Raw genomic sequence first — 24,884 nt, forward strand, 5'->3', positions numbered from 1 at the left:
TCGTCGGTATGCCAGTACAGCAGCCCCCAGTCAACTACGACGAGTTCCCAAGTCTGCGAATCGAATCCGGTGATGACGGTGTTCTGCAGGTCATCCTCGACGCGCCCGGGCTGAATTCCGTCGGGCCGCAGATGCACCGGGACCTCGCCGAGATCTGGCCGGCCATCGACCGCGACCCCGACGTGCGGGTGGTGCTGGTCCGCGGCGAGGGCAAGGCGTTCTCTTCCGGCGGCAGCTTCGACCTGATCGCCGAAACGATGGGCGAGTTCGGTGATCGGATGCGCATCATGCGCGAGGCCCGCGACCTGGTGCTCAACATGGTCAACTTCGACAAGCCGGTGGTGTCGGCGATCAACGGGGCCGCGGTCGGCGCGGGCCTGGTGGTCGCGCTATTGGCCGACGTGTCGGTGGCCGGGCGCACCGCGAAGATCATCGACGGGCACACCAAGCTCGGGGTGGCCGCCGGCGACCACGCGGCGATCTGCTGGCCGCTGCTGGTCGGCATGGCCAAGGCGAAGTACTACCTGCTGACCTGCGAGCCGCTGTCCGGCGAGGAAGCCGAACGGATCGGCCTGGTCTCGACCTGCGTCGACGACGACGACGTGCTGGCCACCGCCACCCGCATCGCTGGGGATCTCGCCCAGGGCGCCCAGACCGCGATCCGGTTCACCAAGCATGCCCTCAACCACTGGTACCGGATGTTCGCACCGGCCTTCGAAACGTCCCTTGGCCTGGAATTTCTGGCGTTCAGCGGACCCGACGTGGCGGAGGGGCTGGCGGCGCATCGAGAAAAGCGGCCGGCACGGTTCTCGGCCGATACCCGCCGGTAGCCGCAGGCCAAAGCGGCGCGCCTGTTCCCGCCTGTCCGGGGTTAGGTCTACCGTCAAATGTCGTGACCCGCGCTGGCGCAGAGCGAAGCTATGAGGAGGGGCGGCGCGCATGACTGCCGCCGAACCGGTCCCCTTCCGCGAGGCAGTGGCGGCGATGAACGCTGCGACCGTGCGGCCCGAAATCGAGCTGGGCCCCATCCGGCCACCGCAGCGCCTCGCGCCGTACAGCTATGCCCTGGGTGCCGAGGTGAAGCACCCCGACGCCGCGATCGTCCCGGAGCGCTCGGACGGGGATGCTTTCGGCCGGCTGATCCTGCTCTACGACCCCGACGGCGCCGACGCCTGGGACGGCACCATGCGGCTGGTCGCCTACATCCAGGCCGACCTGGACTCCAGCGAAGCCGTCGACCCGCTGCTGCCGGAGGTGGCGTGGAGCTGGCTGGTGGACGCGCTGGATGCGCGCGCCGAACACGTCACCGCGCTCGGCGGAACCGTCACCGCCACCACCTCGGTGCGCTACGGCGACATCTCCGGGCCGCCGCGTGCCCACCAGCTGGAACTGCGGGCGTCGTGGACCGCGACCACCCTCGACATCGGCACTCACGTCGAGGCTTTTTGCGAGGTGCTCGAGCATGCCGCGGGGCTGCCGCCGGTGGGGGTGACTGACCTCGGCTCGCGATCCCGCGCCTGACATGAGCGATCCTGAGCCCGATCAAGCCGAAAGCACGGAACCCGAACCCACACCGCTGCTTCGTCCCGCCGATGGAGTGCCCGACCTGTCGGTGTCCGCCACCGAGATCAAGGCGGCCGCCGAACGGCTGGCCGGCGGCCGCGGACCGTTCGCGGTCGACGCCGAGCGCGCGTCGGGTTTCCGTTACTCCAACCGCGCCTACCTGATTCAGATCCGGCGGGCCGGCGCCGGCACGGTGCTGATCGATCCGGTCAGTCACGGCGGCGACTCGCTGACCGTGCTGCGGCCCGTCGCCGAGGTGCTCGCCGACGGCGAATGGATCCTGCACGCCGCCGATCAGGACTTGCCGTGCCTGGCCGAAGTCGGCATTCGACCGACCGCGCTGTACGACACCGAATTGGCCGGCCGGCTGGCCGGATTCGACCGGGTCAACCTGGCGGCGATGGTGCAGCGGCTGCTGGGCCTGGGTTTGGTCAAGGGGCACGGCGCGGCCGACTGGTCCAAGCGTCCGCTGCCGGCGGCCTGGCTCAACTACGCCGCACTGGACGTCGAAGTCCTGATCGACCTCCGCGAGGCCATCGCAGCCGTGCTGGCCGACCAAGGCAAAACAGCTTGGGCCGCAGAGGAATTCGAGTACTTACGGAATTACGTCGCGCAACCCACTCGGCGTGACCGGTGGCGGCGCACGTCGGGCATCCACAAGGTGCGTGACCAACGTGGGCTGGCCGCGGTCCGCGAATTGTGGACGGCGCGTGACCGTATCGCCCAGCAACGCGACATCGCGCCCGGCCGGATCCTGCCCGATTCGGCGATCATCGACGCCGCCATCGCCGACCCCAAAACCGTCGACGATCTGATGGCCCTGCCGATATTCGGCGGACGCAAGCAGCGTCGCGGCGCCGCGACCTGGTTGGCGGCGCTGCAGGCGGCCCGGGAGAACCCAGGTCAGGTCGAGGACGACGAGCAGCCGAACGGGCCTCCGGTGCCGGCGCGCTGGTCCAAGCGCAGACCCGAAGCCGCGGCCCGGCTGGAGGCGGCCCGAGCAGCGCTCGCCGAGGTGGCGCAGCGGGTGGCGGTGCCGATGGAGAACGTGATCTCCCCCGACCTGGTGCGACGGCTGTGCTGGGACTGGGAAGGCGGCGGATCCCAGGCGGTCGACGAGTTTCTGCGCGCCGGAGGGGCTCGAGCCTGGCAGCGTGAGTTGGTCGTTCCGGTGCTGGCCGCGGCGTTGGGTTAGTGGCGGCCTAGTCCAGGTGCTCGCGGATCTCGGCTTCGCTGACCGGGCTGCCCAGGGCCGCAACCCATCCGGTGATCTGACGGGCCACGTCCTGCTCGGTCAGGCCGACTTCGGCGAGCACTTCGCCGCGCGAGGCATGCTCGAAGAACTGTTGGGGCAGACCGACGTCGCGGCACGGCACGTCGACCTCGCTGCGGCGCAACGCCGCTGACACCGCGGAGCCGATGCCGCCGGCAACGCCGTTGTCCTCCAGGGTGACAACCAGCTTGTGCGTCGCCGCCAGGTCGCGGACCGCATCCGCGACCGGCAGCACCCAGCGAGGGTCGATCACCGTCACGCCGATGCCCTGGTTGCGCAGCCTTTCGGCCACCGCCAGCGCCATCGTCGCGAACGCCCCGACCGCCACCAGCAGCACATCATGGTTCAGCCCGTCAGCCGGCAACGCAAGCACATCCACGCCGGAGCGTCGTTCGAGCGCCGGAATATCTTGGCCCACATCGCCTTTCGGGAAGCGGATGGCCGTCGGCCCGTCGTTGACGTCGAGCGCCTCGCCGAGCTCCTCGCGTAGCCGGGCGGCGTCGCGCGGCGCGGCCACCCGGATACCGGGGACGATGCCCAGCATCGACAGATCCCACATGCCGTTGTGGCTGGCGCCGTCGGGCCCGGTGATCCCGGCCCGGTCGAGCACCATCGTGACCGGCAGCTTGTGCAGCGCCACGTCCATCATGATCTGGTCGAACGCGCGGTTGAGGAACGTCGAATAGATCGCCACCACCGGGTGCAGCCCGCCCATTGCCAGCCCGGCCGCCGACGTCAGCGCGTGCTGCTCGGCGATGCCGACGTCGAACAACCGGTCGGGGAACCGCTGCCCGAACGCGCTCAGCCCGGTGGGGCCGGGCATGGCCGCGGTGATCGCCACGACGTCGCGGCGCTTGGCGCCGTACTCGATGAGCGCCTCGGAGAACGTCGCCGTCCAGCCCGGGCCGGGAACCGAGGTGGCCAGCCCGGTCGCGGGGTCGATCACCCCGCAGGAATGCATCTGTTCGGCCTCGTCGTTTTCGGCCGGGCCGTAGCCGTTGCCCTTGCGGGTGGCGACGTGCACGAGCACCGGGCCGCCGAAACCGCGGGCGCTGCGCAGCGCGGTCTCCACGGCGTGCTCGTCGTGGCCGTCGACCGGCCCGACGTACTTCAGCCCGAGGTCGGTGAACAGCAGCTGCGGGCTCAACGCATCCTTGACACCGGCCTTGACGCTGTGCATGAAGTGGTAGACCAGCTCGCCGACCAGCGGCATGCCACGTACCGCGGTACGGCCCCGCTCCAGCAGATGCTCGTAGCTGGGCTGCAGCCGCAGCATGGCCAAGTGGTTCGCGAAGCCGCCGAACGTCGGGGCGTAGCTGCGGCCGTTGTCGTTGACGACGATGATCACCGGGCGCCGCGCCGCGGCGATGTTGTTCAGCGCTTCCCAGCACATGCCGCCGGTGAGCGCGCCGTCGCCGACCACCGCGACCACGTGCCGGTTGCGGTGCCCGGTCAGCTCGAACGCCTTGGCCAGCCCGTCGGCGTACGACAGGGCCGCGCTGGCATGGCTGGACTCCACCCAGTCGTGCTCGCTTTCGGCGCGGGACGGATACCCCGACAGCCCGCCCTTTTTGCGCAGGGTCTCGAAGTCGGCGGCGCGGCCGGTGAGCATCTTGTGCACGTAGGCCTGATGACCCGTGTCGAAGATGATCGGGTCGTGCGGCGAGTCGAACACCCGGTGCAGCGCCAGCGTCAGCTCGACGACACCCAGGTTGGGTCCCAGATGCCCCCCGGTGGCGGCGACCTTGTGGATCAGAAACTCGCGAATTTCGCGAGCTAGAGCGCGCAGTTCCGCTTGCGAAAGGTGCTGCAGATCGGCGGGCCCGCGGATCTGTTCAAGCATCCCGCCAGTGTACGCAGGCTCGGCCGGGATGGCCCGGACTGCGATAGCTTGGTCCCCGGTGAGCCGGGAAGCCTGGTCGGCGGTGTTGTACTGCGTAGATCCACGACCTGGGAGCTCACGATGACCTCGCCACCGACCGTTGCATCGACACCGGCGGAGCGCCGATGAACGTCGTCGCGGTGACGGTGTTCGTGGTTGCCTACGCCCTGATCGCCTACGAGCGCATCGACAAGACCTTGGTGGCGCTGGCGGGCGCCGCGATCGTTATCTGCTTGCCCGTGATCAGGTCTAGCGACGTCTTTTTCTCCCACACCACCGGAATCGACTGGGACGTCATCTTTTTGCTGCTCGGCATGATGATCATTGTCAGCGTGCTGCGACAGACCGGTGTCTTCGAGTACGTCTCGATCTGGGCCACCAAGCGCGCCAAAGGCTCTCCGCTGCGGATCATGATCCTGCTGGTGCTGGTCACTGCGATCGGGTCGGCCCTGCTGGACAACGTCACCACCGTATTGTTGATCGCCCCGGTCACGCTGCTGGTATGCGACCGGCTGGCGATCAACGCGGCGCCGTTTCTGATGGCCGAAGCGTTCGCCTCCAACATCGGCGGCGCGGCGACGTTGGTCGGTGACCCGCCCAACATCATCATTGCGAGCCGAGCCGGCCTGACCTTCAACGACTTTCTGATCCACGTGACGCCGCTCGTGATCATCGTCATCGGCGTCTTGGTCGTACTTCTGCCGCGGTTGTTTCCGGGCGCCTTCGCCGTCGACGCCGAGCGGGTTGCCGGCGTCATGTCGCTGGAGGAGCGGGAGGCCATCCGCGATCCGGTGTTGCTGGTCAAGTGCGCAGTGGTCCTGGTCTTGGTGTTCGCAGCGTTCATCGCGCACTCGGCTTTGGGCATGGATCCTTCCGTGGTGGCGCTGCTGGGCGCCGGCGTACTGATCGTCACGTCCGGATTGGAGCGCTCCGCCTACCTGTCCAGCGTCGAATGGGACTCACTGCTGTTTTTCGCCGGGCTGTTCGTGATGGTCGGCGCCCTGGTCAAGACGGGCGTCGTCGACGAGCTGGCGCGCTCGGCCACGAAGGTGACCGGTGGCAATACGTTGTTGACGACAATGCTGATCCTCGCGGTGTCGTTCGTGTTCAGCGGCGTCATCAACAACGTGCCGTACGCCGCCACGATGGCACCGATCGTCACCGAGCTGGCCCCGTCGATGGTCGGCCACGTCCACTCGGACGTACTGTGGTGGGCCCTGGCCATCGGCACCGGCTTCGGCGGCAACCTCACCGCCGTCGGCGCGAGCGCCAATGTCGTCATCATCGGAATCGCCCGGCGCGCAGACAATCCCATCTCCTTTTGGGAATTCACCCGCAAGGGCGCGGTGGTCACCGCAGCGTCCCTCGTGCTCGCCGCGCTCTACTTGTGGGTGCGTTATTTCATTCCCTCTTGACCGCGAGCGTGCGTGTATGTACGCCGACAGGCCGCAAACCCTGTACAACTATGCACGCTCGCGGCAGAGTAGCGCCACGCACTCGACATGGTGAGTCAACGGGAACGAGTCGAACACCCGGATGTTCTCCACGACATAACCGTGGCTGCGGTACAAGCCGATGTCGCGAGCGAAAGATGCTGCCTCGCACCCGATATGCACAATCCTCGGCACCTCGGCGGCGGCCAGCAGATCGATGACCTCACGCCCGGCGCCTGAGCGCGGCGGATCCAGGACCGCCACGTCGGCGCGGACAGGCTCTGCGGTCAGGGCCCGGCGGACCGAATCGTTGACCACCGACACTTGGGGGAGATCCGACAGTGCGGCGCGCGCGGCCCGCGCCGCTGCCCGCGACGTGTCGACGCTCACCACCCGCCCGGTCTCGCCGACCGCGTCGCCCAGCACCGCGGCGAACACCCCGGCGCCGCCGTAGAGGTCCCAGGCCGTCATGCCGGAACCGGCCTGCGCCCATTCGGCGACCAATCTGCTGTAGCACCGCGCCGCGTCGCGGTGGGCCTGCCAGAACGCCGTCACCGGCACCCGCCAGCTGCGCCGGCCCACCCGCTGCACAGCCTGATAGCTGCCCTCGACAACGTCGGTCGACGTTCGGCGGCCCTGCCGCGCGCTGCATACCACGTGGCGCTGATCGTCGTCGTCGAGGGCGACATGCAGGTGTACGCCCGGCGGCCATTCGAGCGCATCCAGTCCGTCGGTCATCCCGGGGTGCAGTTGAGCGCAGTTCAGCTCGGTGACCAGTTCGTCGCTGTGGTAGCGGTGAAAGCCGGCGCGACCGTCGGCACCGACGTCCAGCCGCACCCGGGTGCGCCATCCGGTCGCACCGTTTGCAGACAGCGGTTCGGCGACGCCGTCCCAGCGGTGATCACCAAGGCGGGCAAGCTGATTCGTCACCACCTCGGCCTTGAACGCGCGTGCCGCCGTCGGCTCGGCGAACGCCAGGTCGCAACAGCCCGCGCCGTCCACCCCCGCGATCGGGCACAACGATTCGACGCGGTCGTCCGACGGCTCGATCACCTCGATTGTCTCGGCGTGCCAATAGGAATTCCGGTCTGCCGTGACCCGCGCGCGCACGCGTTCGCCGGGCAGCGCATAGCGGACGAACACCACCCGGCCGTCGTGGCGAGCCACGCAGCTGCCTCCGTTCGCCGGTGCGCCGACGGTCAGGGTCAGTTCGATCAATCGAAGATTCCCCGTCGGGCATCGCCCGGAGCCACATGCGGCTGCAGCGTCTTGAGCCGCTCCGACGACGTCAGCTGCCACGGAACCGACGTCACCATCACGCCGGGCATGAACAGCAGCCGTCCCTTGAGCCGCAACGCGCTCTGGTTGTGCAGCACCTGTTCCCACCAGTGCCCCACCACGTATTCCGGGATGAACACCGTCACCACGGTGCGCGGCGACTCTTTGCTGACCCGTTTGACGTACTCGAGCACCGGGCGGGTGACCTCACGGTATGGCGAGGCAATGACCTTGAGCGGCACCGAGATATCGCTGTCTTCCCACTTGCGCACCAACTCACGGGTTTCCGCGTCGTCGACGCTGACCGTGACAGCCTCCAGCACGTCGGGACGGGTTGCGCGCGCATAGGCCAGCGCCCGCAGCGTCGGCAGATGCAACTTGGACACCAACACCAGGGCATGGTTGCGGCTGGGCAACACCACGCCCTCGTTTTCAGCGGCCTGCTCCTGCAGTTCCCGGCTGACCGCATCGTAGTGCTTGCGGATCGCCTTCATCATGATGAACAGCGCCGTCATCGCCACCACCGCAATCCATGCTCCGGCAAGGAATTTGGTGACCAGCACGACAAGCAGCACCGTGCCGGTGGACACGAAGCCGACGGTGTTGACCACCCGTGAGCGCATCATCTTGCGGCGGGCACCCGGGTCGGTTTCGTTGCGCAGCAATCGGGTCCAGTGCTTGACCATCCCGATCTGGCTCAGCGTGAAGGAGATGAACACCCCCACGATGTAGAGCTGGATGAGCGCCGTGACTTGGGCACGGAAGGCGATGATCGCCGAAAGAGCTGCCACCGAAAGGAATACGATCCCGTTGGAGAATGCCAAGCGGTCGCCGCGAGTGTGCAGCTGGCGGGGCAGGTAGCTGTGTTGAGCGAGCACCGAGCCCAGCACCGGGAAGCCGTTGAACGCTGTGTTGGCCGCCAGCACCAGGATGAGAGCGGTCACCGCGGCGATCAGCAGGAAGCCGATGTGAAAGCTGCCGAACACGGCTTGCGCCAACTGCGCGACCAGAGTCTTCTGGTTGTAGTCGGGCGGCGCACCGGATAGCTGCCTGGCCGGGTCGTCGACGATCTGCACCCCGGTTTTCTCGGCCAGCACGATGATGCCCATCAGCAGGCTCACCGCGATGACGCCCAGCATCAACAGCGTGGTGGCGGCGTTGCGCGACTTGGGTTTACGAAATGCGGGCACCCCGTTGCTGATCGCTTCCACACCGGTCAGCGCCGCGCATCCGGACGAAAACGACCGGGCCACCAGGAATGCCAGCGCGACGCCGACGATCTTGCCTTGTTCGGCATGCATCTGGAAGCCGGCGGATTCGGCGCGCAGCGGGTCGCCGAGCACGTAGATCCGAAACAGCCCCCAGACCAGCATGGTGCCCACCCCGACGATGAACGCGTAGGTCGGGATGGCAAATGCCACACCGGATTCGCGGACCCCACGCAGGTTCATCGCCATCACCAGAAGGATCGCGCTGACCGAGAACAGCACCTTGTGGTCAGCCACGAAAGGGATGGCCGAGCCGATGTTCGACATCGCCGATGCTGTCGAAACAGCAACGGTCAGAACGTAATCCACCATCAGCGCACTGGCCACGGTCAGCCCTGCGTTGGCGCCGAGGTTGGTGGTGACCACCTCGTAGTCGCCGCCGCCCGACGGGTAGGCGTGCACGTTTTGGCGGTAGCTCGCCACCACGACCAGCATGACCGCGGCCACCGCCAGCCCGATCCACGGTGTCAGCGAGTAGGCGGCCAGCCCGGCCACCGACAGCATGAGGAAAACTTCCTCGGGCGCGTAAGCCACCGACGACAGCGCATCCGAGGCGAACACCGGCAGCGCGATCCGCTTGGGCAGCAGGGTATGACTCAGCCGATCGCTGCGAAACGGCCGACCCAACACCAACCGGCGCGCCGCCGTCGAAAGTTTGGACACGAGAGCCAAGAGTAAGCCCACCGGCCGCGGGCGGTAGCGTTCCCTAGACGAGAATGTTCCGGGCGCAAATCGGCTGGCCAACGCGGTTGGCGCCGCCGGCCCGACGAGTAGGGGACGCCGAAAGGACCTCAGGTGCGGGTAGTAGTGATGGGGTGCGGCCGGGTGGGGTCTTCGGTGGCCGACGGCCTGTCCCGGATCGGCCACGATGTCGCGGTCATCGACCGTGACGGCACTGCCTTCAACCGGCTGAGCCCGGATTTCGCCGGTGAGCGGGTGCTGGGCCTGGGCTTCGACCGCGACGTGTTGCTGCGGGCCGGGATCGAGGAGGCCGAGGCTTTTGCCGCGGTGTCGTCCGGCGATAACTCGAACATCATTTCGGCGCGGCTGGCCCGCGAGACCTTCGGTGTGCAGCGCGTGGTGGCACGCATCTACGACGCCAAACGCGCGGCGGTCTACGAGCGCCTCGGTATCCCCACCATCGCGACGGTGCCGTGGACCACCGACCGCCTGCTCAACGCCCTGCTGCGGGAAAGCGAAACCACCAAATGGCGTGACCCGACCGGCACCGTCGCCGTCGTCGAGGTGGTGCTGCACGAGGACTGGGTGGGGCATCGGCTCACCGCCCTGGAGACCGCCACCGGCGCACGCGTGGCGTTCCTGATCCGGTTCGGCAGCGGGCTACTGCCCGAACCGAAGACCGTCATTCAGGCCGGCGACCAGGTCTACATCGCCGCGATATCCGGCCGCGCCGCCGAGGCGATGGCCATTGCCGCCCTGCCGCCGAGCGAGGACTTGGAATCGTGAAGGTCGCAATCGCCGGAGCGGGCGCGGTCGGCCGCTCGATTGCCCGGGAGCTCCTCGAAAGCGGCCACGAGGTCAGCCTGATCGAGCGCAACCCCGAACATCTCGACGTCGACGCCATCCCGGCCGCGCACTGGCGGCTGGGCGACGCCTGCGAGCTCAGCTTGCTGGAGTCGGTGCACCTCGAGGAGTTCGACGTGGTGATCGCCGCCACCGGCGACGACAAGGCCAACGTGGTGCTGAGCCTGCTGGCCAAGACCGAGTTCGCGGTGCCGCGGGTGGTGGCGCGGGTCAACGATCCGCGCAACGAGTGGCTCTTCACCGACGCCTGGGGCGTCGACGTGGCGGTGTCGACGCCGCGAATGCTGGCGTCGCTGGTCGAAGAGGCGGTCGCGGTCGGAGATCTGGTGCGGCTGATGGAGTTTCGCAAGGGACAGGCCAACCTGGTCGAGATCACGCTGCCCGACGACACGCCGTGGGGTGGCAAGCCGGTGCGCAAACTGCAGCTGCCCCGCGACGCGGCGCTGGTAACGATCCTGCGGGGACCGCGAGTGATCGTTCCGCAGGCCGACGAACCGCTGGAAGGCGGCGACGAGCTGTTGTTCGTCGCGGTTACTGAGGTGGAGGCGGAGCTGCGCCAGCTGCTTCTGCCGGCGCACTAGCGCCAAGCGCGCGTTGCACTACCTTGACGGCCATGTAGGTCACCACGGCTGCGACGGCGGTCAACGGCCAGCCCATCGTGATCCGCGCCACTGCCAGCCAGCCCGTGTGATCGGCCTGGTAGAGCAACCGCTGCACCACGAAACGAGCCGCGAAAACCAGCACCCAGGTCAGCGTCGCGACATCGAAGGCATAGACCGCACCACGCACGTCGCGCCAGCCGCGGTCGTGCCCGCCGAGCCAGCTCCACAGGTAGCCGACGACGGGCCGGCGGATCAACACCGACACCGTGAAGACCACTGCCCACAGCAACGACGTCCAGATGCCCAGCAGGAAATAGCCTTTCGACTCTCCCACCGCGTAAGCGATCACCGCGCAGATGGCGACGCCGACGAAACCGGACACCGCGGGCTGGACGGAGTCGCGCCGAATCAGCCGCCACAGCAGGACAATTGCGGCCACCCCGACCGCCGCGCCAATCGCAGCTATCAGGCCGGCGGCGGCGGAGACGGCCACAAAGACGACCACCGGCAACGAGGAGTAGACGAGCCCGCTGACGCCGCCGAGCTGGGTCAGAATCGCCGGCTTAGGAGAAGCCGTCACCGCTGAATTTCGTAGTGCGGGTTGTAAATCGCTTTGGTGCCGTTGTCCAGCTTGCCCAGCCGGCCTCGCACCCGCAGCGTGCGACCGGAGTCGATTCCGGGGATCCGGCGTTGGCCCAGCCACACCAGCGCGACGGTGTCGGTGCCGTCGAACAACTCGGCGCGGACCCCGCCGGCGCATCCCTTGGCGTTGGCTTCCACGCTGCGCAGGGTTCCGACCATCGTGACCTCTTGCCCGCGCTGGCAGTCGATCGCCCGCTGCGCGCCGGTGTTGACCGCCTCGTCGGACAGCTCTTCGACGTCGCGCTGCTCGGGGTCCTCCGTCAGTCGACGGGTGAGCCGGCGCAGATAACCTTCGGCCGTCGCCATCACCTACTTTTCGAACAATTCGGCCGAGCCGAATCTCCGTTATGCCAACGGACACCGTAGACCCGTTAGTTCCCGGGCGCCATGCGGCCCCCTGGGCTGACGGTGGAGTACCCGTAAACGCCGGGCAGTATCAAGTCTGTGCCTGTCGACTTGCACGGTGTGACGACCGTCGTGCTGCCCGGAACTGGATCCGACGACGACTACATCGACCGTGCGTTCGGAGGACCGCTGCGCGATGCGGGTGCGCTGGTCGTGGCGCCGCCGCCGCAGCCGGGCCGCTTGATCGACGGATACCTGGCCGCCCTGGACGACGCTGCACGGCGCGGCCCGATCGCCGTCGGCGGTGTTTCGATCGGTGCCGCGGTGGCCGCCCGGTGGGCGCTGCGGCATCCTGACCGCGCGATCGCGGTGCTGGCGGCGCTGCCCGCCTGGACCGGCGCCCCCGACGGCGCTCCGGCGGCTCTGGCGGCCCGGCATTCGGCCCAGCAGCTGCGTCACCACGGGCTGGCCGCGACGACCGCCCAGATGCGGGCATCCAGCCCGCAATGGCTGGGCGACGAGCTGGCCCGGTCATGGCGGGGCCTGTGGCCGCACCTGCCCGACGCGATGGACGCGGCGGCGGCATACGTGGCACCGAGCCGCGCGGAGCTGGCGCGCCTGGCCGCGCCGCTGGGCGTCGCCGCCGCGACCGACGACCCGATCCACCCGCTGCACGTCGGAGTCGAATGGGCGGCCGCCGCGCCGCGGGCGGCGTTGCGGTCGGTGACGCTCGATGAGATCGGCGAGGACCCGGCCGCGCTGGGCACCGCGTGCCTGGCCGCACTGCGCGACGCCGCCTAGCCTCCGGTTGTGCTGCTGCGCAACTGCTGCATTGCCGACCCGGCGGCACTGCGGCGCTCGGCAGGCGCGGACGCGTCCTGCTGCGCGGCCGCCTGCTGGGCCGCGGCCTCCCGAAGTTGGGCTGCCATGGGCTCGGGCAGCTGCACCGCCAGCGGTGTCCGCACCGGCAGCGGCGTATCGCCGCGACGAACCACGGTGTCCGCCAAGGCTTCTCGTGCTTCCACGGTCAACGCGTCGATGGCCTCCGGCGCCCCGTTGACCACGCAGCGGATCATCCAGCGATACCCGTCGACCCCGATGAACCGCACCACTCCGGCCCCGGTGCCGACCACCTCCCGGCCCCACGGACCGTCCTGGATGCTCACCTGGGCCCCGTCCTTGCGCAGCGAGTCGGCGAGCTCGCCGGCCACCTCGCGCCACAGGCCGGCCGTTTTGGGCGCCGCATACGCGGCAATGGTGTAGCGGCCGTTCGGTGTCACGATCCACACCGCGCTGGGAATGCCCGTCTCGGTGAGCTCGACCTGCAGCTGGCCCTCCGCCGGCATCGGGATCAACACCGAGCCCAGGTCCAGCCGGGCCACTTCCGCGGCCGCGGGGTCGTCGAAATCCTCGATGTCGAAGGGGCCGTCGAGCTCCACCTCGGGTTCGGGCTCGGCCGACGGTTCCGGCTGTGCCGCCGCAACTTCCGGGTCGTCGTCTTTGGGTTTGCGCCTACCGAATGCCATCACAGACTCGCATGTCCACCGGAGGAGCCGTGGCCGCCGTCGCCCCGGGAGGTCTCGGCGAGCCCGGCCTCGTCGAACGACGCCACTTCGACCAGGTCGACCAACTCGACCCGTTGCACCAGCAGCTGCGCGATGCGGTCACCCCGGTGCACCGCGATCGGCGTCGCAGGGTCGAGGTTGATCAGTGCCACCTTGATCTCGCCGCGATAGCCGGCATCGATGGTGCCTGGACTATTGACGATCGAAAGCCCAACGCGCGCAGCCAATCCGGAGCGTGGATGGACCAAACCGACCATCCCGTACGGGATGGCCACCGCGACGCCGGTCCGCACCAGGGCGCGATGCCCGGGCGCGAGTTCGAGGTCTTCGGCACTGTAGAGATCGACGCCGGCGTCGCCGTCGTGGGCGCGGCTGGGCAGCGGGAGCCCGGGGTCGAGACGGACAACTGCCAGACTGGTCGACACGGGGGCACAGATTACCCTTGACCGCGTGTCGGGTACGCGTGTCGCGCCGCAAAGCGTGCGGTATCGCGAGCGTTTGTGGGTGCCATGGTGGTGGTGGCCGCCAGGTTTCGCGCTCGCGGCGATCGTCGCCCTGGAGGTCAACCAGGGGGTGCCCGCGCTGCCGAACTGGCTGCCGTTCGCGGTGCTGTTCGCTGTGGCTACCGGTGCGCTGCTGTGGTTGGGGCGAATGGAGATACGAGTCACCGTCGGCGACGAGGGGGTCGAACTATGGGCTGCCGACGCGCACCTGCCGGTCACCGTGATCGCCCGCTCCGCGGAAATCCCCCGCTCGGCCAAGTCGGCGGCGCTGGGGCGTCAGCTCGATCCCGCGGCCTTTGTGCTGCACCGAGCCTGGGTCGGTCCCATGGTGCTCGTCGTGCTCGACGACCCCGATGACCCGACGCCGTACTGGCTGGTGAGCTGCCGCCACCCGGAGCGGGTGCTATCGGCATTGCGCAGCTGATCCCGATCAGGCCGCGCAGTCGGTACAGATCATCACGCCGTTCTTCTCGCTGGCGAGCCGGCTGCGGTGTTGCACCAGAAAGCAACTGGAGCAGGTGAACTCGTCGGCCTGCTTGGGAACAACGCGGACGGACAACTCTTCGCCGGACAAGTCGGCGCCAGGCAGTTCGAATGATTCGGCGGACTCGGACTCGTCGACGTCGACCACGGCCGACGCCGCTTCGTTCCGCCGGGCTTTGAGCTCCTCCAGCGAATCCTCCGAAACGTCGTCGGTCTCGGTTCGCCGTGGGGCGTCATAGTCGGTAGCCATCGGCCTCTCCCCTCGCTCCCCCTTGAAAACTGTGCAAGCAACGCTTTGTACCAGCGTCGAACGCATCCACCAAACGATTCGTGCCCGTATCCCGCTGTCTTCAAGTGTGATTTACGTCACACAGATAATTTAACCGCGGTATCCCGCCCTAAACATCGCGCTGAACTCAATCGGCGGCGACCCGCCGCGCCCGGCTGCGCCGCGCTTGCGATCGCCTTTAGAGTGCTCGTGTGGTCGCGCTCATCACCGAAGGCACCGCCTTCGACAAACACGGTCGCCCTTTTCGGCGCCGCAACGCCCGGCCCGCCATTTGCCTGTTGATCGTCCTGCTGGTGGCGACCGCCGTGGTATGGACGATCGCACTGACCCGTCCGCCCGAGGTCCACGAGGCCGCGGTGTGCAATCCGCCGCCAGGCCAGTCGGATCCGGCAAAGCCACGGTTGGGTGAGCCGGTGTCCCGCAGCACGATGACGAACGTCGCACCGGCGAGACTGGCCGACACCAAGATCCGTGTCCTCAATGCCAGCGGGCGCGGCGGTCAGGCCGCCGACGTCGCCAATGCGCTGCACGACCTCGGCTTCGCGCAGCCGACAGCCGCCAACGATCCGATCTACGAGGGCACTCGGCTGACCTGCCAGGGACAGATCCGCTTCGGCGAGGCGGGCCAGGCCTCGGCCGCGGCGGTGTGGCTGGTGGCGCCGTGCACCGAGTTGTTCCGCGACGACCGCGCCGACGACTCCGTCGATCTCGCCCTGGGCACCGACTTCACCGCGCTGACGCACAGCGACGACATCGACGCGGTGCTCGCCGGATTGCGTCCGGGCGCCGAGCCCGCCGATCCGGCCCTGCTGTCGAAGGTGCACTCCAGCAGCTGCTGAGTTCAGCCGGGAATCGGGGCCAGGCCGTCGAATCGTTCGAGGGCGGCGAGCAATTCGTCGGCGATCCCGGGCGCCGCGGCGGCCACCAGGCCGGCGCTGCCGTCCGACTCCGCCGGCAACACCACCCGGGCCCCCGCCTCGGCGGCGATCAGTGCCCCGGCCGCGCAGTCCCACACGTGCAGGCCGTGCTCGTAGTAGGCATCCAGCCCCCCGGCCGCCACCATGCACAAATCCAGTGCGGCAGAACCGATGCGGCGCACGTCGCGGACCACCGGCAGCATCTTCGCCGCCAGCGCCGCCTGCGCGGTGCGCCGCCGCCGCGAGTACGCGAATCCGGTACCCAGCAGCGCCATCGACAAATCGTCGACCGCGCTGCACCGCAGCCGGCGGGCTCCGTTCGCGTCGGTGAGATGAGCGCCGAGTGCCGTCGCCGCCGAATACACCCGCCCCGCGACGACGTCGGCGACCGCACCCGCCACCGACACGCCGTCGATCTGTGCCGCCACCGACACCGCGTAGGCCGGGATCCCGTAGACGAAGTTCACCGTGCCGTCGATGGGGTCGAGCACCCAGGTGACCGCGCCGGCTGCGGCCGAATCGGCGGGCCCGCCGCCCTCCTCGCCGAGAATCGGGTCGCCGGATCGCAGTTGCGCCAACCGATCCCGCAACAGCCGCTCGGTTTCGGTGTCGACGACGGTGACCGGATCGGTCGGGGTGGTCTTGCTCTGCACCGCCCCACTCGCCGCGCCGTTGGCGTCGGCGCCGAACACCTCGGCGCGGCGGCGGCGCACGAAGTCGGCCGCCTCGCCGGCCAACGCTTCGGCGACCGCACGCAGGCGAGCGGGCTGGTTGTCAGGTGTGCTCACCGGTCTATCGCAGCACAGCGATCTGGCGGTGGGCCGCGCATGGACGCATTAGGGTGTGGTCCGACAGGCCCGTCTCGCCCGAGGAGTTCCGATGACCAGTAGCGACTCACCGCAGCGGCGGGGTTTCGGCGTCGACGTCGGCGGCAGCGGCATCAAGGGCGGGATCGTGGACTTGGACACCGGTCAGCTGGTCGGTGACCGGTTCAAGCTGCCGACACCACAGCCCGCCACGCCGCCGGCGGTGGCCAAGACGATTGCGGCGGTCGTCAACGAATTCGGCTGGTCCGGCCCGCTGGGGGTGACCTATCCCGGCGTCGTCACCCAGGGCGTCGTGCAGACGGCGGCCAACGTCGACAAGGCGTGGATCGGCACCAACGCGCGCGACATCATCAGCGCCGAACTGAATGGTCAAGAGATCGTCGTCCTCAACGACGCCGATGCCGCCGGGCTCGCCGAAGAACGCTATGGGGCGGGCAAGGACCAGACCGGGTTGGTAATCCTGCTCACGTTCGGTACCGGGATCGGCTCGGCGCTGATCCACAACGGGATACTGCTGCCCAACACCGAGTTGGGACACGTCGACGTCGACGGCAAAGAAGCCGAGCACCGCGCCGCGTCGTCGGTCCGGGACAACAAGGGCTGGAGCTACCAGAAGTGGGCCAAGCAGGTGACCAAGGTGCTGGTCGCCTTCGAGAACGCATTGTGGCCCGATCTGTTCATCGCCGGCGGCGGCATCAGCCGCAAGGCCGACAAATGGGTGCCGCTGCTGGAAAACCGGACACCGGTGGTGGCCGCCGCCCTGCAAAACACCGCGGGGATCGTCGGCGCGGCGATGGCGGCTACCAGCGACGTCACCCACTGAATTTGCGCGCTCGGGGCGGCAGTACCGGCCCGTGTCGTTACAATGGTCAGCGGCAGCCGCCCAACACTGGCGGCGAGCATCCAAGCTGATATCAAGGCCGACATCCGACATAGCCGACACTTTCGGTAGCGCACGCCAACCGCGCCGAAGGCTCGGCGCGACAACTTGAGGCGACCGAAGGGGTTTTCGTGGCAGCGACCAAAGCAAGCCCGGCAACCGATGAGCCGGTGAAGCGCACCGCTACCAAGTCCCCCGCCAAAGCCGGGGCGAAGCGATCCGCGGCCAAGTCCGCCAACGGCTCCGCCCCCGCCAAACGGGCTACCAAGACATCAACACGAGCCAGCAAGACACCCGCGAAAACCGCCAAGGCGGCCGCCGACACAGCGAAAAAGGGCCGCGCACCGGCAAAAAGCGCCGCCAAGTCGGCACCCGCGCGTGGACGGGCCAAGAAAGCCGCGTCCGCCAAGGACGCCACCAAAGGCGCCGAGGTTGTCGCCGATGCCCTCGAAGATGAAGTCGATGAGCTCGATGCGGAACCGGAACTCGACGGCGAGCCTGGCGAAGACCTCGAGTTGGACGCCGACCTCACCCTCGAGGACCTCGAGGAAGACGTAGCGTCCGAGGGCGACGACGACACCGACGTCGAGCCGGAGGACACCGACGAGGCGGAAGCGGATGCCGACCCGGCCGCAGCGAGCGCCGAGACGTCCGACGACGACGAGGAAATCGCCGAGCCAACCGAAAAGGACAAAGCCTCAGGCGATTTCGTATGGGACGAGGACGAGTCCGAGGCGTTGCGGCAGGCCCGCAAGGATGCCGAGCTCACCGCGTCGGCCGACTCGGTGCGCGCCTACCTCAAGCAGATCGGCAAGGTGGCCCTGCTCAACGCCGAAGAAGAGGTGGAGCTGGCCAAGCGAATCGAGGCGGGCTTGTACGCCACCCAGCTGATGGCCGAGATGGCCGAGCGCGGCGAAAAGCTGCCCGCCGCCCAGCGCCGCGACATGATGTGGATTTGTCGTGACGGCGACCGCGCGAAAAACCATCTGCTGGAAGCGAATCTGCGACTGGTGGTGTCGCTGGCCAAGCGTTACACCGGCCGCGGCATGGCGTTTCTCGACCTGATCCAGGAGGGCAACCTGGGCCTGATCCGCGCGGTCGAAAAGTTCGACTACACCAAGGGTTACAAGTTCTCCACCTACGCGACATGGTGGATCCGCCAGGCGATCACCCGCGCGATGGCCGATCAGGCCCGCACCATCCGCATCCCGGTGCACATGGTCGAGGTGATCAACAAGCTCGGCCGCATCCAGCGCGAGCTGCTGCAGGACCTTGGCCGCGAGCCCACTCCGGAGGAGCTCGCCAAGGAAATGGACATCACTCCGGAGAAGGTGCTGGAGATCCAGCAGTACGCCCGCGAGCCGATCTCACTGGACCAGACGATCGGCGACGAGGGTGACAGCCAACTCGGCGATTTCATCGAGGATTCCGAAGCGGTGGTCGCCGTCGACGCCGTCTCGTTCACCCTTCTGCAAGACCAGCTGCAGTCGGTGCTGGAGACGTTGTCCGAACGCGAGGCAGGCGTCGTTCGGCTGCGCTTCGGGCTCACCGACGGCCAGCCCCGCACCCTCGACGAGATCGGCCAGGTTTACGGCGTCACCCGCGAACGTATCCGCCAGATCGAGTCCAAGACGATGTCGAAGCTGCGCCACCCCAGTCGTTCGCAGGTCCTGCGCGACTACCTCGACTGAGCGCTCTTGCCGCGCAATGCAATAGCCTGACGGCATGTCATCGCGCCGCGTCCTCGTCTCGTCCGGATCAGATTACGAATCCGCCGTCGGCTATTCGCGGGCCGTGCGGATCGGCCCGCATGTGGCGGTATCGGGAACAACCGGGGCCGGCGACGACATCGCAACGCAGACCCGGGATTGCTTGCGCCGCATCGAGATTGCGCTGGGCGAAGCCGGCGCGGCTCTCGCCGATGTCGTCCGCACCCGCATCTACGTGACCGATATTTCGCGCTGGCGCGAGGTCGGCGAAGTACACGCCGACGTCTTCGGAAAGATCCGGCCCGCGGCCACTATGGTCGAGGTCTCGGCGCTCATCGCACCCGACTTGCTCGTGGAGATCGAGGCCGACGCCTATATAGATTCCGCTGCCGGCGGAAAGACGCCGTCAGGACCCGGCCGGTAGCTGGTGACACCGATCACAGCGCCGATTGGCAGTGGCCCGTACAGATGCGGGAACAGCATCGCCTGCGGATCCGTTGCTACACCGGGTTCCCAACGCACCGGCGAAGCCAACCGGGCCGGGTCGATGCGGAGCAGCACCAGGTCGGTGCGGCCACGGTAGAGCCGGTTGGCCGGCAGGTGCACTTGTTCGGGCGCCGACAGATGGACGAAGCCGGCGTCGGCCAGTGATTGCGGGCGAAGCTCACCGCAGGCCTGCGCGCGGGTCCACTCGTCTGTTGAACACAGGTGCATCAGCACCGCGGGTTGGGAGTTCACCGAACCAGCCTGCCCGACCGGCACCTGGACAGGCGTGAGAAACGACACACCGGGTAACCCTCGGGGAAGAAGGCCAAACGCCCCGACATTTGAGACAGTGGAGTTAGGCCAGAAGGAGTAGCCATGAACGCAACTTTGACCAGTCCGGAACTGACAAGGGCTGATCGATGCGACCGGTGTGGCGCCGCCGCACGGGTGCGTGCCAAGCTGCCCTCAGGTGCCGAACTTCTCTTCTGCCAGCATCACGCGAATGAACACGAGGCCAAGCTGATCGAGTTGGCTGCCGTGCTCGAAGTCAGCCCCCCGCTGGAGCCGTAGGCCACAACTCGCCCGTCGGCAATCCGCGCGGCGGCACGCCACGTCAGGAATCCTGGACTGATCATGAGCAGCCAGATCCCGAAGCCCTCACGCCACCACATCTGGCGCGTCACCCGCCGGACCTTGTCGAAAAGCTGGGACGACTCCATCTTTTCCGAGTCGGCGCAGGCGGCGTTCTGGTCGGCGCTGTCCTTGCCGCCGCTACTGCTGGGCATGCTCGGGAGCCTCGCCTACGTCGCACCGCTGTTCGGCCCGGACACCCTGCCTGCCATCGAGCACCGATTGGTGACCATGGCACACAGTTTCTTTTCCGACAACGTCGTCAACGAGATCATCAAGCCGACGATCAGCGACATCGACAAGGGCGCGCGCGGCGAGGTGGTGTCGCTGGGCTTCGTGATCTCGCTGTGGGCCGGCTCGTCGGCCGTGTCAGCGTTCGTGGATTCCGTGGTCGAGGCCCACGACCAAACGCCCCTGCGCCATCCGGTGCGTCAGCGGCTCTACGCGCTGGGGTTGTACGTCGCGATGCTGCTCTTCCTGATCGCCACCGCGCCGCTGATGGTGCAGGGCCCGCGGAAGGTGGAGCAATTCGTCCCTGACAGCTGGTTGAACATCGGCTATTACCCGGCACTGATCGTCGGGTTGATGGTCGCCGTGATGATCCTGTACCGGGTGGCGCTGCCCGAAGCGCTGCCGACACACCGGCTGGTCCTCGGCGCGATGTTGGCCACCGTCGTATTCCTCATCGCCACACTGGGTTTGCGTTTCTACCTGCGCTGGATCAACAGCACCGGCTACACCTACGGGGCGTTGGCCACCCCGATCGCCTTCTTGTTATTCGCCTTCTTCGGCGGGTTCGCGATCATGCTGGGCGCCGAGCTCAACGCCGCCATCCAGGAAGAGTGGCCGGCGCCGGCCACTCATACACACCGGCTGCGGCGCTGGCTGAAGGCACGCACGGGGATCGGCAACAGCGACGAGACCGGCACGGACGTCGAGTGTGCTCGCGACCTCGGCGCCGCGCGGGTCAGCTCTTCTTGAGCTGGTCGTAGATCCGCTTGCAATCCGGGCACACCGGCGACCCCGGCTTGGCCGACCGGGTCACCGGGAACACTTCGCCGCATAGCGCGACGACATGCGTGCCCATCACGGCGCTCTCGGCGATCTTGTCTTTCTTGACGTAGTGGAAGTATTTCGGAGTGTCGCTGCCCGTCCCGTCGTCGACGCGTTCGTCGGTATCGGTGCGCTCGATCGTCTGGGTCTGCATGCCTCATATTGTGCCGGAAACCGGTTACGACAGAGTCGACGGAGTGTGGGACAGTAAAGATATGAAGCACAGCCCCGAGCTGGGTTTCGACGACGACGGTCGGCCAGTGCTGATCACCGCGGCTGCCCCCTCCTATGAGGTGCAGCATCGCGAGCGAGTCCGCAAGTACCTGACGCTGATGGCATTCCGGATTCCCGCGCTGGTGTTGGCCGCACTGGCCTACGGCGCCTGGCACAACGGTCTGATCTCGCTGCTGATTCTGGTGGCGTCAATTCCGTTGCCGTGGATGGCCGTGCTGATTGCCAACGACCGGCCGCCGCGCCGCGCCGACGAGCCCCGGCGGTTCGATGCCACCCGTCGCCGTACCCCGATTTTTCCGACCGCCGAGCGGCCCGCGCTCGAGCCGCGCCGTGGACCGGCTCCGCAACCGGAACCGCCGGAGCGCCCGGGTTCCGCGTAATCGGCCACCGGCTGCAGTTTCTCAGCACTTTCACAGGTCGCGGCGACATTTGTGCACGTCAAAGCGTGTGAGATCGGCGCGTGGTGGGAACTCTTGGCTCAGGTTGGTCGTTGGACCACGTGACAGTTCAAGCCGATCGGGAGGCCGCTATGGCAAATGCCACCACAAGCCGGGTTGACAGCGATCTGGACGCTCAAAGCCCAGCCGCGGACTTGGTGCGCGTGTATCTGAACGGCATCGGCAAGACGGCGTTGCTGAACGCCGCTGACGAAGTCGAACTCGCCAAGCGCATCGAGGCCGGGCTTTACGCCCAGCATCTCCTGGAAACCCGTAAGCGGCTCGGCGAGAACCGCAAACGTGATCTGCAGGCCGTTGTTCGCGACGGCGAAGCGGCGCGCCGGCATCTGCTGGAAGCCAATCTGCGGCTGGTGGTGTCGCTGGCCAAGCGCTACACCGGTCGCGGCATGCCGCTGCTGGATCTCATCCAGGAAGGCAACCTCGGACTGATCCGCGCGATGGAAAAGTTCGACTACACAAAGGGATTCAAGTTCTCCACGTATGCAACCTGGTGGATCCGGCAGGCGATCACCCGTGGCATGGCCGACCAGAGCCGCACCATCCGGTTGCCGGTTCACCTCGTCGAGCAAGTCAACAAGCTGGCGCGCATCAAGCGGGAGATGCACCAGAACCTCGGTCGCGAGGCCACCGACGAGGAGCTCGCCGCCGAGTCGGGCATTCCGGTCGACAAGATCAACGACCTGCTCGAGCACAGCCGTGACCCGGTCAGCCTCGACATGCCGGTGGGCTCCGAAGAGGAAGCCCCGCTGGGCGACTTCATCGAAGACGCCGAGGCGATGTCCGCCGAGAACGCGGTGATCGCCGAGTTGCTGCACACCGACATCCGCAGCGTGCTGGCAACGCTCGACGAGCGCGAGCATCAGGTGATCCGGCTGCGCTTCGGCCTCGACGACGGGCAGCCGCGCACGCTGGACCAGATCGGCAAGCTGTTCGGGCTGTCCCGTGAACGGGTTCGCCAGATCGAGCGCGAGGTGATGGCCAAGCTGCGCAACGGCGAACGCGCCGACCGGCTGCGCTCTTACGCCAGCTGAAACCGAGCAGGAGTATGCCCGCCGCCACGCGGCGGGCATACTCCTGCCGTGGCGGTGCGAGTGTGTTAGCGAACCATTCACGCAGCTGGCCAAGTAGACTCGAGCTGCGACGGAGGGTGCGGAATGAACGACCTGGTTGATACCACCGAGATGTATCTGCGGACGATCTACGACCTCGAGGAAGAGGGCGTGACGCCGCTGCGCGCGCGTATCGCCGAGCGGCTCGACCAGAGCGGACCCACTGTCAGCCAGACCGTGTCCCGGATGGAGCGCGACGGGCTGGTGCACGTCGCCGGCGATCGGCACCTCGAGTTGACCGACAAGGGCCGGGCGCTGGCCATCGCCGTGATGCGCAAGCACCGGCTCGCCGAGCGGCTGCTGGTCGATGTCATCGGGCTGCCGTGGGAAGACGTGCATGCCGAGGCCTGCCGCTGGGAGCACGTCATGAGCGAGGACGTCGAGCGTCGCCTGGTGCAGGTGCTCAACAACCCGACCACCTCGCCGTTCGGCAACCCGATCCCCGGGCTGCTGGACCTCGGCGTGGAATCCGGCGCTGAGGACGCCAACCTGGTGCGGTTGACCGAGCTGCCGGCCGGCTCCCCGGTCGCGGTGGTGGTGCGCCAGCTCACCGAGCATGTCCAGGGCGACATCGACCTGATCACCCGCCTGAAGGACGCCGGCGTGGTGCCCAACGCGCGAGTCACTGTCGAGACCAACCCGGCCGGCGGTGTGACGATCGTGATACCGGGCCACGAGAACGTGAGCTTGCCGCACGAGATGGCCCACGCCGTCAAGGTCGAGAAGGTCTAGCGCGCTTAGCTTGCGCGGCCGAAGCTCCGCCGCGGCGGTAGCCGCACCCCGAGCCGGCGAGCCAGCCGATAGCCGGTGAGCGCGAGCTCCCGGATGTTCTCCGGCCGCAGCCCCGACTGCAACGCGGTGTCGAGCATGCCCGCCATCCGGTGGCCGGGCTCGCAGCGCAGCGCGGCCTCCAGCGACACCCCGGCCAGCGGCCCGTCGCCGCGGGCGTACGCGCTGAACGCCAGCAACACCAGCGCTTCGGTCCGCCACGGCGCGGGCAGGCGGCGCGACAGCAGCGCCCACAGCGACTCGGCGGCACCGGCGTTCTCGCCGACGGCAAGGGCGTAGAGCGTGTCGCGGACCTGCACGTCAACCAGCGCGCAGCCCAGCCGGGCCACCTCCGCATCGTCGAGCCCGTGTCCGTCAGCTACCCGCGCCGCGGCGGCCATCGCCGCTTCCACGTCGCGGCGGCCGCAGCCGACCGGATCCGCGCGGCACGCGGCGTCGCGGGCCGCGGCGCATTGCTCGACGAGCGCGGCCAGTTCGGCACTGTCGTCGGCGGCGATGACCGCCTGCAGGTCGGCACGTCGCGCGTACAGCCGCCGGCCGTCCAGCACCGCGGCCAGCGCCAGCGGCGACGCCGACGGGTCGTCGACCGGCCCGGCCGAACCGCAGCCGTCGACGCAGTGCCACCGCCCGCCGGGAGCCACCCGGTCCACTACATGCGCGGCCCACAACACGATGTCGCGTTGCGCCAACTCGTCGGTGAGGGTGGCGCACAGCTCCCGGTATTCCTCGTTGCAGACCGGACAGCCGGCGCCGTCGGCGTCGACCAGGACCGCGATGGCAGCCTCGGGATCCGCTGCGGCGGCGACGTCCGCAAGGTGCCCCAGCCGGCCGGGCAGCTTGTCGGACAGGTCGACGCGCATGACCGAGCCGAGCTCGCCGGCGTCGATCGACACCAGCACCAGTGATTTTTCCGGGACAAAACCCAAGACGGCCGGCAGCGCGGCGATCAATGCGCCGGGGCGGTTCAGTTCAAAGTCTGTTCGATGCGTTGTCATAGCGCGAACGCTGGCAACCGGCACCGTCACGGTGTGCACGGGCGGGCCCCGCGATCGGCCCGCTGGGGACGAACTCGCAACTGTGTATCGCGCCGTCGGCGTGCGAGATTTGACGAATCAGCGTAG

General features: G+C 68.0%; 28 protein-coding genes and 1 pseudogene. 17 read left to right on the forward strand and 12 right to left on the reverse strand.

Annotated elements, in window-relative coordinates; all coding sequences use genetic code 11:
* The first annotated feature begins 8 nt into the window (after positions 1–8).
* The 3 genes and pseudogenes from G6N47_RS22485 (at position 9) to G6N47_RS22495 (ending at position 2,758) form a co-directional block, all read left to right on the forward strand.
* Entirely contained in the window at positions 9–830 is an 822-nt protein-coding gene (locus G6N47_RS22485; protein WP_083132449.1) for an enoyl-CoA hydratase/isomerase family protein, read from the forward strand.
* Positions 831–892: 62 nt separating this feature from the next.
* Positions 893–1,521, forward strand: a pseudogene (locus tag G6N47_RS22490) (DUF3000 domain-containing protein).
* 1 nt (position 1,522) lies between these two features.
* The gene (locus tag G6N47_RS22495) at positions 1,523–2,758 is read left to right on the forward strand and encodes an HRDC domain-containing protein (RefSeq protein WP_083132447.1); all 1,236 of its coding nucleotides are present in this window, start codon (positions 1,523–1,525) and stop codon (positions 2,756–2,758) included.
* A 7-nt stretch (positions 2,759–2,765) separates the two neighbouring features.
* On the opposite strand, the gene dxs is transcribed toward G6N47_RS22495, so the two are convergent.
* Entirely contained in the window at positions 2,766–4,679 is a 1,914-nt protein-coding gene (gene dxs, locus G6N47_RS22500) for a 1-deoxy-D-xylulose-5-phosphate synthase (RefSeq protein ID WP_083132446.1), read from the reverse strand.
* 164 nt (positions 4,680–4,843) lie between these two features.
* Between dxs and G6N47_RS22505 the strand changes: the two genes are divergently transcribed.
* Positions 4,844–6,133 (forward strand): ArsB/NhaD family transporter, encoded by a 1,290-nt coding sequence (locus G6N47_RS22505; RefSeq protein WP_083132445.1) that lies wholly within the window; start codon positions 4,844–4,846, stop codon positions 6,131–6,133.
* A 48-nt stretch (positions 6,134–6,181) separates the two neighbouring features.
* Here G6N47_RS22505 and G6N47_RS22510 read toward each other — a convergent pair whose 3' ends face one another.
* Both G6N47_RS22510 and G6N47_RS22515 read right to left on the reverse strand, forming a co-directional pair.
* Positions 6,182–7,369 carry a class I SAM-dependent RNA methyltransferase gene (locus G6N47_RS22510; RefSeq protein WP_083132444.1) on the reverse strand — a complete coding sequence of 396 codons (1,188 nt, stop codon included), beginning with the start codon at positions 7,367–7,369 and terminating at the stop codon, positions 6,182–6,184.
* Positions 7,366–9,360, reverse strand: coding sequence for an APC family permease (locus tag G6N47_RS22515; protein WP_083132443.1), 1,995 nt, complete (start codon positions 9,358–9,360; stop codon positions 7,366–7,368). The genes G6N47_RS22510 and G6N47_RS22515 overlap by 4 nt, the downstream gene beginning before the upstream one ends.
* A gap of 132 nt (positions 9,361–9,492) precedes the next feature.
* On the opposite strand from G6N47_RS22515, the gene G6N47_RS22520 reads away from it, so the two are divergent.
* Positions 9,493–10,164 (forward strand): potassium channel family protein, encoded by a 672-nt coding sequence (locus G6N47_RS22520; protein WP_139799553.1) that lies wholly within the window; start codon positions 9,493–9,495, stop codon positions 10,162–10,164.
* Positions 10,161–10,823 (forward strand): potassium channel family protein, encoded by a 663-nt coding sequence (locus G6N47_RS22525; RefSeq protein WP_083132441.1) that lies wholly within the window; start codon positions 10,161–10,163, stop codon positions 10,821–10,823. The genes G6N47_RS22520 and G6N47_RS22525 overlap by 4 nt, the downstream gene beginning before the upstream one ends.
* Here the strand turns inward: G6N47_RS22525 and G6N47_RS22530 are convergent.
* Both G6N47_RS22530 and G6N47_RS29835 read right to left on the reverse strand, forming a co-directional pair.
* Positions 10,774–11,424, reverse strand: coding sequence for a DUF3159 domain-containing protein (locus G6N47_RS22530; RefSeq protein WP_139799552.1), 651 nt, complete (start codon positions 11,422–11,424; stop codon positions 10,774–10,776). The two genes, G6N47_RS22525 and G6N47_RS22530, sit on opposite strands and share 50 nt — an antisense overlap.
* The gene (locus G6N47_RS29835) at positions 11,421–11,792 is read right to left on the reverse strand and encodes an OB-fold nucleic acid binding domain-containing protein (protein WP_045382367.1); all 372 of its coding nucleotides are present in this window, start codon (positions 11,790–11,792) and stop codon (positions 11,421–11,423) included. Before G6N47_RS29835 ends, G6N47_RS22530 begins: the two co-directional genes overlap by 4 nt.
* Positions 11,793–11,930: 138 nt before the next feature.
* Here G6N47_RS29835 and G6N47_RS22540 point away from each other — a divergent pair, with 138 nt between their 5' ends.
* The gene (locus G6N47_RS22540; RefSeq protein ID WP_083132439.1) at positions 11,931–12,632 is read left to right on the forward strand and encodes an alpha/beta fold hydrolase; all 702 of its coding nucleotides are present in this window, start codon (positions 11,931–11,933) and stop codon (positions 12,630–12,632) included.
* Here G6N47_RS22540 and G6N47_RS22545 read toward each other — a convergent pair.
* Complete coding sequence (locus G6N47_RS22545) at positions 12,629–13,357, reverse strand: DUF3710 domain-containing protein (RefSeq protein ID WP_083132499.1); 729 nt, start codon at positions 13,355–13,357, stop codon at positions 12,629–12,631. The genes G6N47_RS22540 and G6N47_RS22545 overlap by 4 nt on opposite strands.
* A complete protein-coding gene (gene dut, locus G6N47_RS22550) occupies positions 13,357–13,821 on the reverse strand; it encodes a dUTP diphosphatase (RefSeq protein ID WP_083132438.1) in 465 nt (154 codons plus the stop codon). The genes G6N47_RS22545 and dut overlap by 1 nt, the downstream gene beginning before the upstream one ends.
* 25 nt (positions 13,822–13,846) lie before the next feature.
* On the opposite strand from dut, the gene G6N47_RS22555 reads away from it, so the two are divergent.
* Complete coding sequence (locus tag G6N47_RS22555; protein ID WP_083132437.1) at positions 13,847–14,323, forward strand: DUF3093 domain-containing protein; 477 nt, start codon at positions 13,847–13,849, stop codon at positions 14,321–14,323.
* Between the two features lie 6 nt (positions 14,324–14,329).
* On the opposite strand, the gene G6N47_RS22560 is transcribed toward G6N47_RS22555, so the two are convergent.
* Positions 14,330–14,632, reverse strand: coding sequence for a DUF4193 domain-containing protein (locus G6N47_RS22560; RefSeq protein ID WP_045382353.1), 303 nt, complete (start codon positions 14,630–14,632; stop codon positions 14,330–14,332).
* A 230-nt stretch (positions 14,633–14,862) separates the two neighbouring features.
* Here G6N47_RS22560 and cei point away from each other — a divergent pair, with 230 nt between their 5' ends.
* The gene (gene cei, locus G6N47_RS22565; RefSeq protein ID WP_083132436.1) at positions 14,863–15,510 is read left to right on the forward strand and encodes an envelope integrity protein Cei; all 648 of its coding nucleotides are present in this window, start codon (positions 14,863–14,865) and stop codon (positions 15,508–15,510) included.
* A 2-nt stretch (positions 15,511–15,512) separates the two neighbouring features.
* On the opposite strand, the gene G6N47_RS22570 is transcribed toward cei, so the two are convergent.
* On the reverse strand, positions 15,513–16,376 hold the full coding sequence (locus G6N47_RS22570) for an inositol monophosphatase family protein (protein WP_083132435.1): 864 nt from the start codon (positions 16,374–16,376) through the stop codon (positions 15,513–15,515).
* A gap of 91 nt (positions 16,377–16,467) precedes the next feature.
* Between G6N47_RS22570 and ppgK the strand changes: the two genes are divergently transcribed.
* The 3 genes from ppgK (at position 16,468) to G6N47_RS22585 (ending at position 19,428) form a co-directional block, all read left to right on the forward strand.
* Positions 16,468–17,238 (forward strand): polyphosphate--glucose phosphotransferase, encoded by a 771-nt coding sequence (gene ppgK, locus G6N47_RS22575; RefSeq protein ID WP_083132434.1) that lies wholly within the window; start codon positions 16,468–16,470, stop codon positions 17,236–17,238.
* A 188-nt stretch (positions 17,239–17,426) separates the two neighbouring features.
* The gene (locus G6N47_RS22580; protein ID WP_083132433.1) at positions 17,427–18,986 is read left to right on the forward strand and encodes an RNA polymerase sigma factor; all 1,560 of its coding nucleotides are present in this window, start codon (positions 17,427–17,429) and stop codon (positions 18,984–18,986) included.
* 34 nt (positions 18,987–19,020) lie between these two features.
* Positions 19,021–19,428: a RidA family protein gene (locus G6N47_RS22585; protein ID WP_083132432.1), complete on the forward strand. Its 408-nt coding sequence runs from the start codon at positions 19,021–19,023 to the stop codon at positions 19,426–19,428.
* On the opposite strand, the gene G6N47_RS22590 is transcribed toward G6N47_RS22585, so the two are convergent.
* Positions 19,377–19,718: a DUF952 domain-containing protein gene (locus G6N47_RS22590; protein WP_083132498.1), complete on the reverse strand. Its 342-nt coding sequence runs from the start codon at positions 19,716–19,718 to the stop codon at positions 19,377–19,379. The genes G6N47_RS22585 and G6N47_RS22590 overlap by 52 nt on opposite strands.
* Before the next feature lie 147 nt (positions 19,719–19,865).
* Here G6N47_RS22590 and G6N47_RS22595 point away from each other — a divergent pair, with 147 nt between their 5' ends.
* Together G6N47_RS22595 and G6N47_RS22600 are read left to right on the forward strand one after the other, a co-directional pair.
* Complete coding sequence (locus G6N47_RS22595) at positions 19,866–20,060, forward strand: DUF7455 domain-containing protein (RefSeq protein WP_083132431.1); 195 nt, start codon at positions 19,866–19,868, stop codon at positions 20,058–20,060.
* Positions 20,061–20,123: 63 nt separating this feature from the next.
* On the forward strand, positions 20,124–21,101 hold the full coding sequence (locus G6N47_RS22600) for a YihY/virulence factor BrkB family protein (protein WP_083132430.1): 978 nt from the start codon (positions 20,124–20,126) through the stop codon (positions 21,099–21,101).
* On the opposite strand, the gene G6N47_RS22605 is transcribed toward G6N47_RS22600, so the two are convergent.
* Entirely contained in the window at positions 21,088–21,327 is a 240-nt protein-coding gene (locus tag G6N47_RS22605) for a DUF3039 domain-containing protein (RefSeq protein WP_083132429.1), read from the reverse strand. The genes G6N47_RS22600 and G6N47_RS22605 overlap by 14 nt on opposite strands.
* 43 nt (positions 21,328–21,370) lie before the next feature.
* Here G6N47_RS22605 and G6N47_RS22610 point away from each other — a divergent pair, with 43 nt between their 5' ends.
* The 3 genes from G6N47_RS22610 to G6N47_RS22620 all read left to right on the forward strand — a co-directional run bounded on the left by G6N47_RS22610 (position 21,371) and on the right by G6N47_RS22620 (position 23,706).
* Positions 21,371–21,787: a DUF3099 domain-containing protein gene (locus G6N47_RS22610; protein WP_083132497.1), complete on the forward strand. Its 417-nt coding sequence runs from the start codon at positions 21,371–21,373 to the stop codon at positions 21,785–21,787.
* Between the two features lie 119 nt (positions 21,788–21,906).
* Complete coding sequence (gene sigB / locus G6N47_RS22615) at positions 21,907–22,896, forward strand: sigma-70 family RNA polymerase sigma factor SigB (protein ID WP_081968238.1); 990 nt, start codon at positions 21,907–21,909, stop codon at positions 22,894–22,896.
* A 123-nt stretch (positions 22,897–23,019) separates the two neighbouring features.
* A complete protein-coding gene (locus tag G6N47_RS22620) occupies positions 23,020–23,706 on the forward strand; it encodes a metal-dependent transcriptional regulator (RefSeq protein WP_083132428.1) in 687 nt (228 codons plus the stop codon).
* Positions 23,707–23,711: 5 nt separating this feature from the next.
* Here the strand turns inward: G6N47_RS22620 and G6N47_RS22625 are convergent, their stop codons facing one another.
* Positions 23,712–24,758, reverse strand: a complete 1,047-nt coding sequence (locus tag G6N47_RS22625) for a DUF4192 domain-containing protein (RefSeq protein ID WP_083132427.1) — start codon at positions 24,756–24,758, stop codon at positions 23,712–23,714.
* Between the last annotated feature and the right edge of the window lie 126 nt (positions 24,759–24,884).

The sequence above is a fragment of the Mycobacterium branderi genome (genome assembly GCF_010728725.1).
Lineage (GTDB): Bacteria > Actinomycetota > Actinomycetes > Mycobacteriales > Mycobacteriaceae > Mycobacterium > Mycobacterium branderi.

Coding starts and splice junctions, on each gene's coding strand:
- G6N47_RS22585 (WP_083132432.1), top strand. CDS start 19,021: ATGTCATCGCGCCGCGTCCTCGTCTCGTCCGGATCAGATTACGAATCC.
- G6N47_RS22560 (WP_045382353.1), bottom strand. CDS start 14,632: ATGGCTACCGACTATGACGCCCCACGGCGAACCGAGACCGACGACGTT.
- G6N47_RS22595 (WP_083132431.1), top strand. CDS start 19,866: ATGAACGCAACTTTGACCAGTCCGGAACTGACAAGGGCTGATCGATGC.
- G6N47_RS29835 (WP_045382367.1), bottom strand. CDS start 11,792: ATGGCGACGGCCGAAGGTTATCTGCGCCGGCTCACCCGTCGACTGACG.
- G6N47_RS22605 (WP_083132429.1), bottom strand. CDS start 21,327: ATGCAGACCCAGACGATCGAGCGCACCGATACCGACGAACGCGTCGAC.
- G6N47_RS22620 (WP_083132428.1), top strand. CDS start 23,020: ATGAACGACCTGGTTGATACCACCGAGATGTATCTGCGGACGATCTAC.
- dxs (WP_083132446.1), bottom strand. CDS start 4,679: ATGCTTGAACAGATCCGCGGGCCCGCCGATCTGCAGCACCTTTCGCAA.
- G6N47_RS22590 (WP_083132498.1), bottom strand. CDS start 19,718: ATGCACCTGTGTTCAACAGACGAGTGGACCCGCGCGCAGGCCTGCGGT.
- G6N47_RS22505 (WP_083132445.1), top strand. CDS start 4,844: ATGAACGTCGTCGCGGTGACGGTGTTCGTGGTTGCCTACGCCCTGATC.
- G6N47_RS22545 (WP_083132499.1), bottom strand. CDS start 13,357: ATGGCATTCGGTAGGCGCAAACCCAAAGACGACGACCCGGAAGTTGCG.
- G6N47_RS22625 (WP_083132427.1), bottom strand. CDS start 24,758: ATGACAACGCATCGAACAGACTTTGAACTGAACCGCCCCGGCGCATTG.
- G6N47_RS22495 (WP_083132447.1), top strand. CDS start 1,523: ATGAGCGATCCTGAGCCCGATCAAGCCGAAAGCACGGAACCCGAACCC.
- ppgK (WP_083132434.1), top strand. CDS start 16,468: ATGACCAGTAGCGACTCACCGCAGCGGCGGGGTTTCGGCGTCGACGTC.
- G6N47_RS22485 (WP_083132449.1), top strand. CDS start 9: ATGCCAGTACAGCAGCCCCCAGTCAACTACGACGAGTTCCCAAGTCTG.
- G6N47_RS22600 (WP_083132430.1), top strand. CDS start 20,124: ATGAGCAGCCAGATCCCGAAGCCCTCACGCCACCACATCTGGCGCGTC.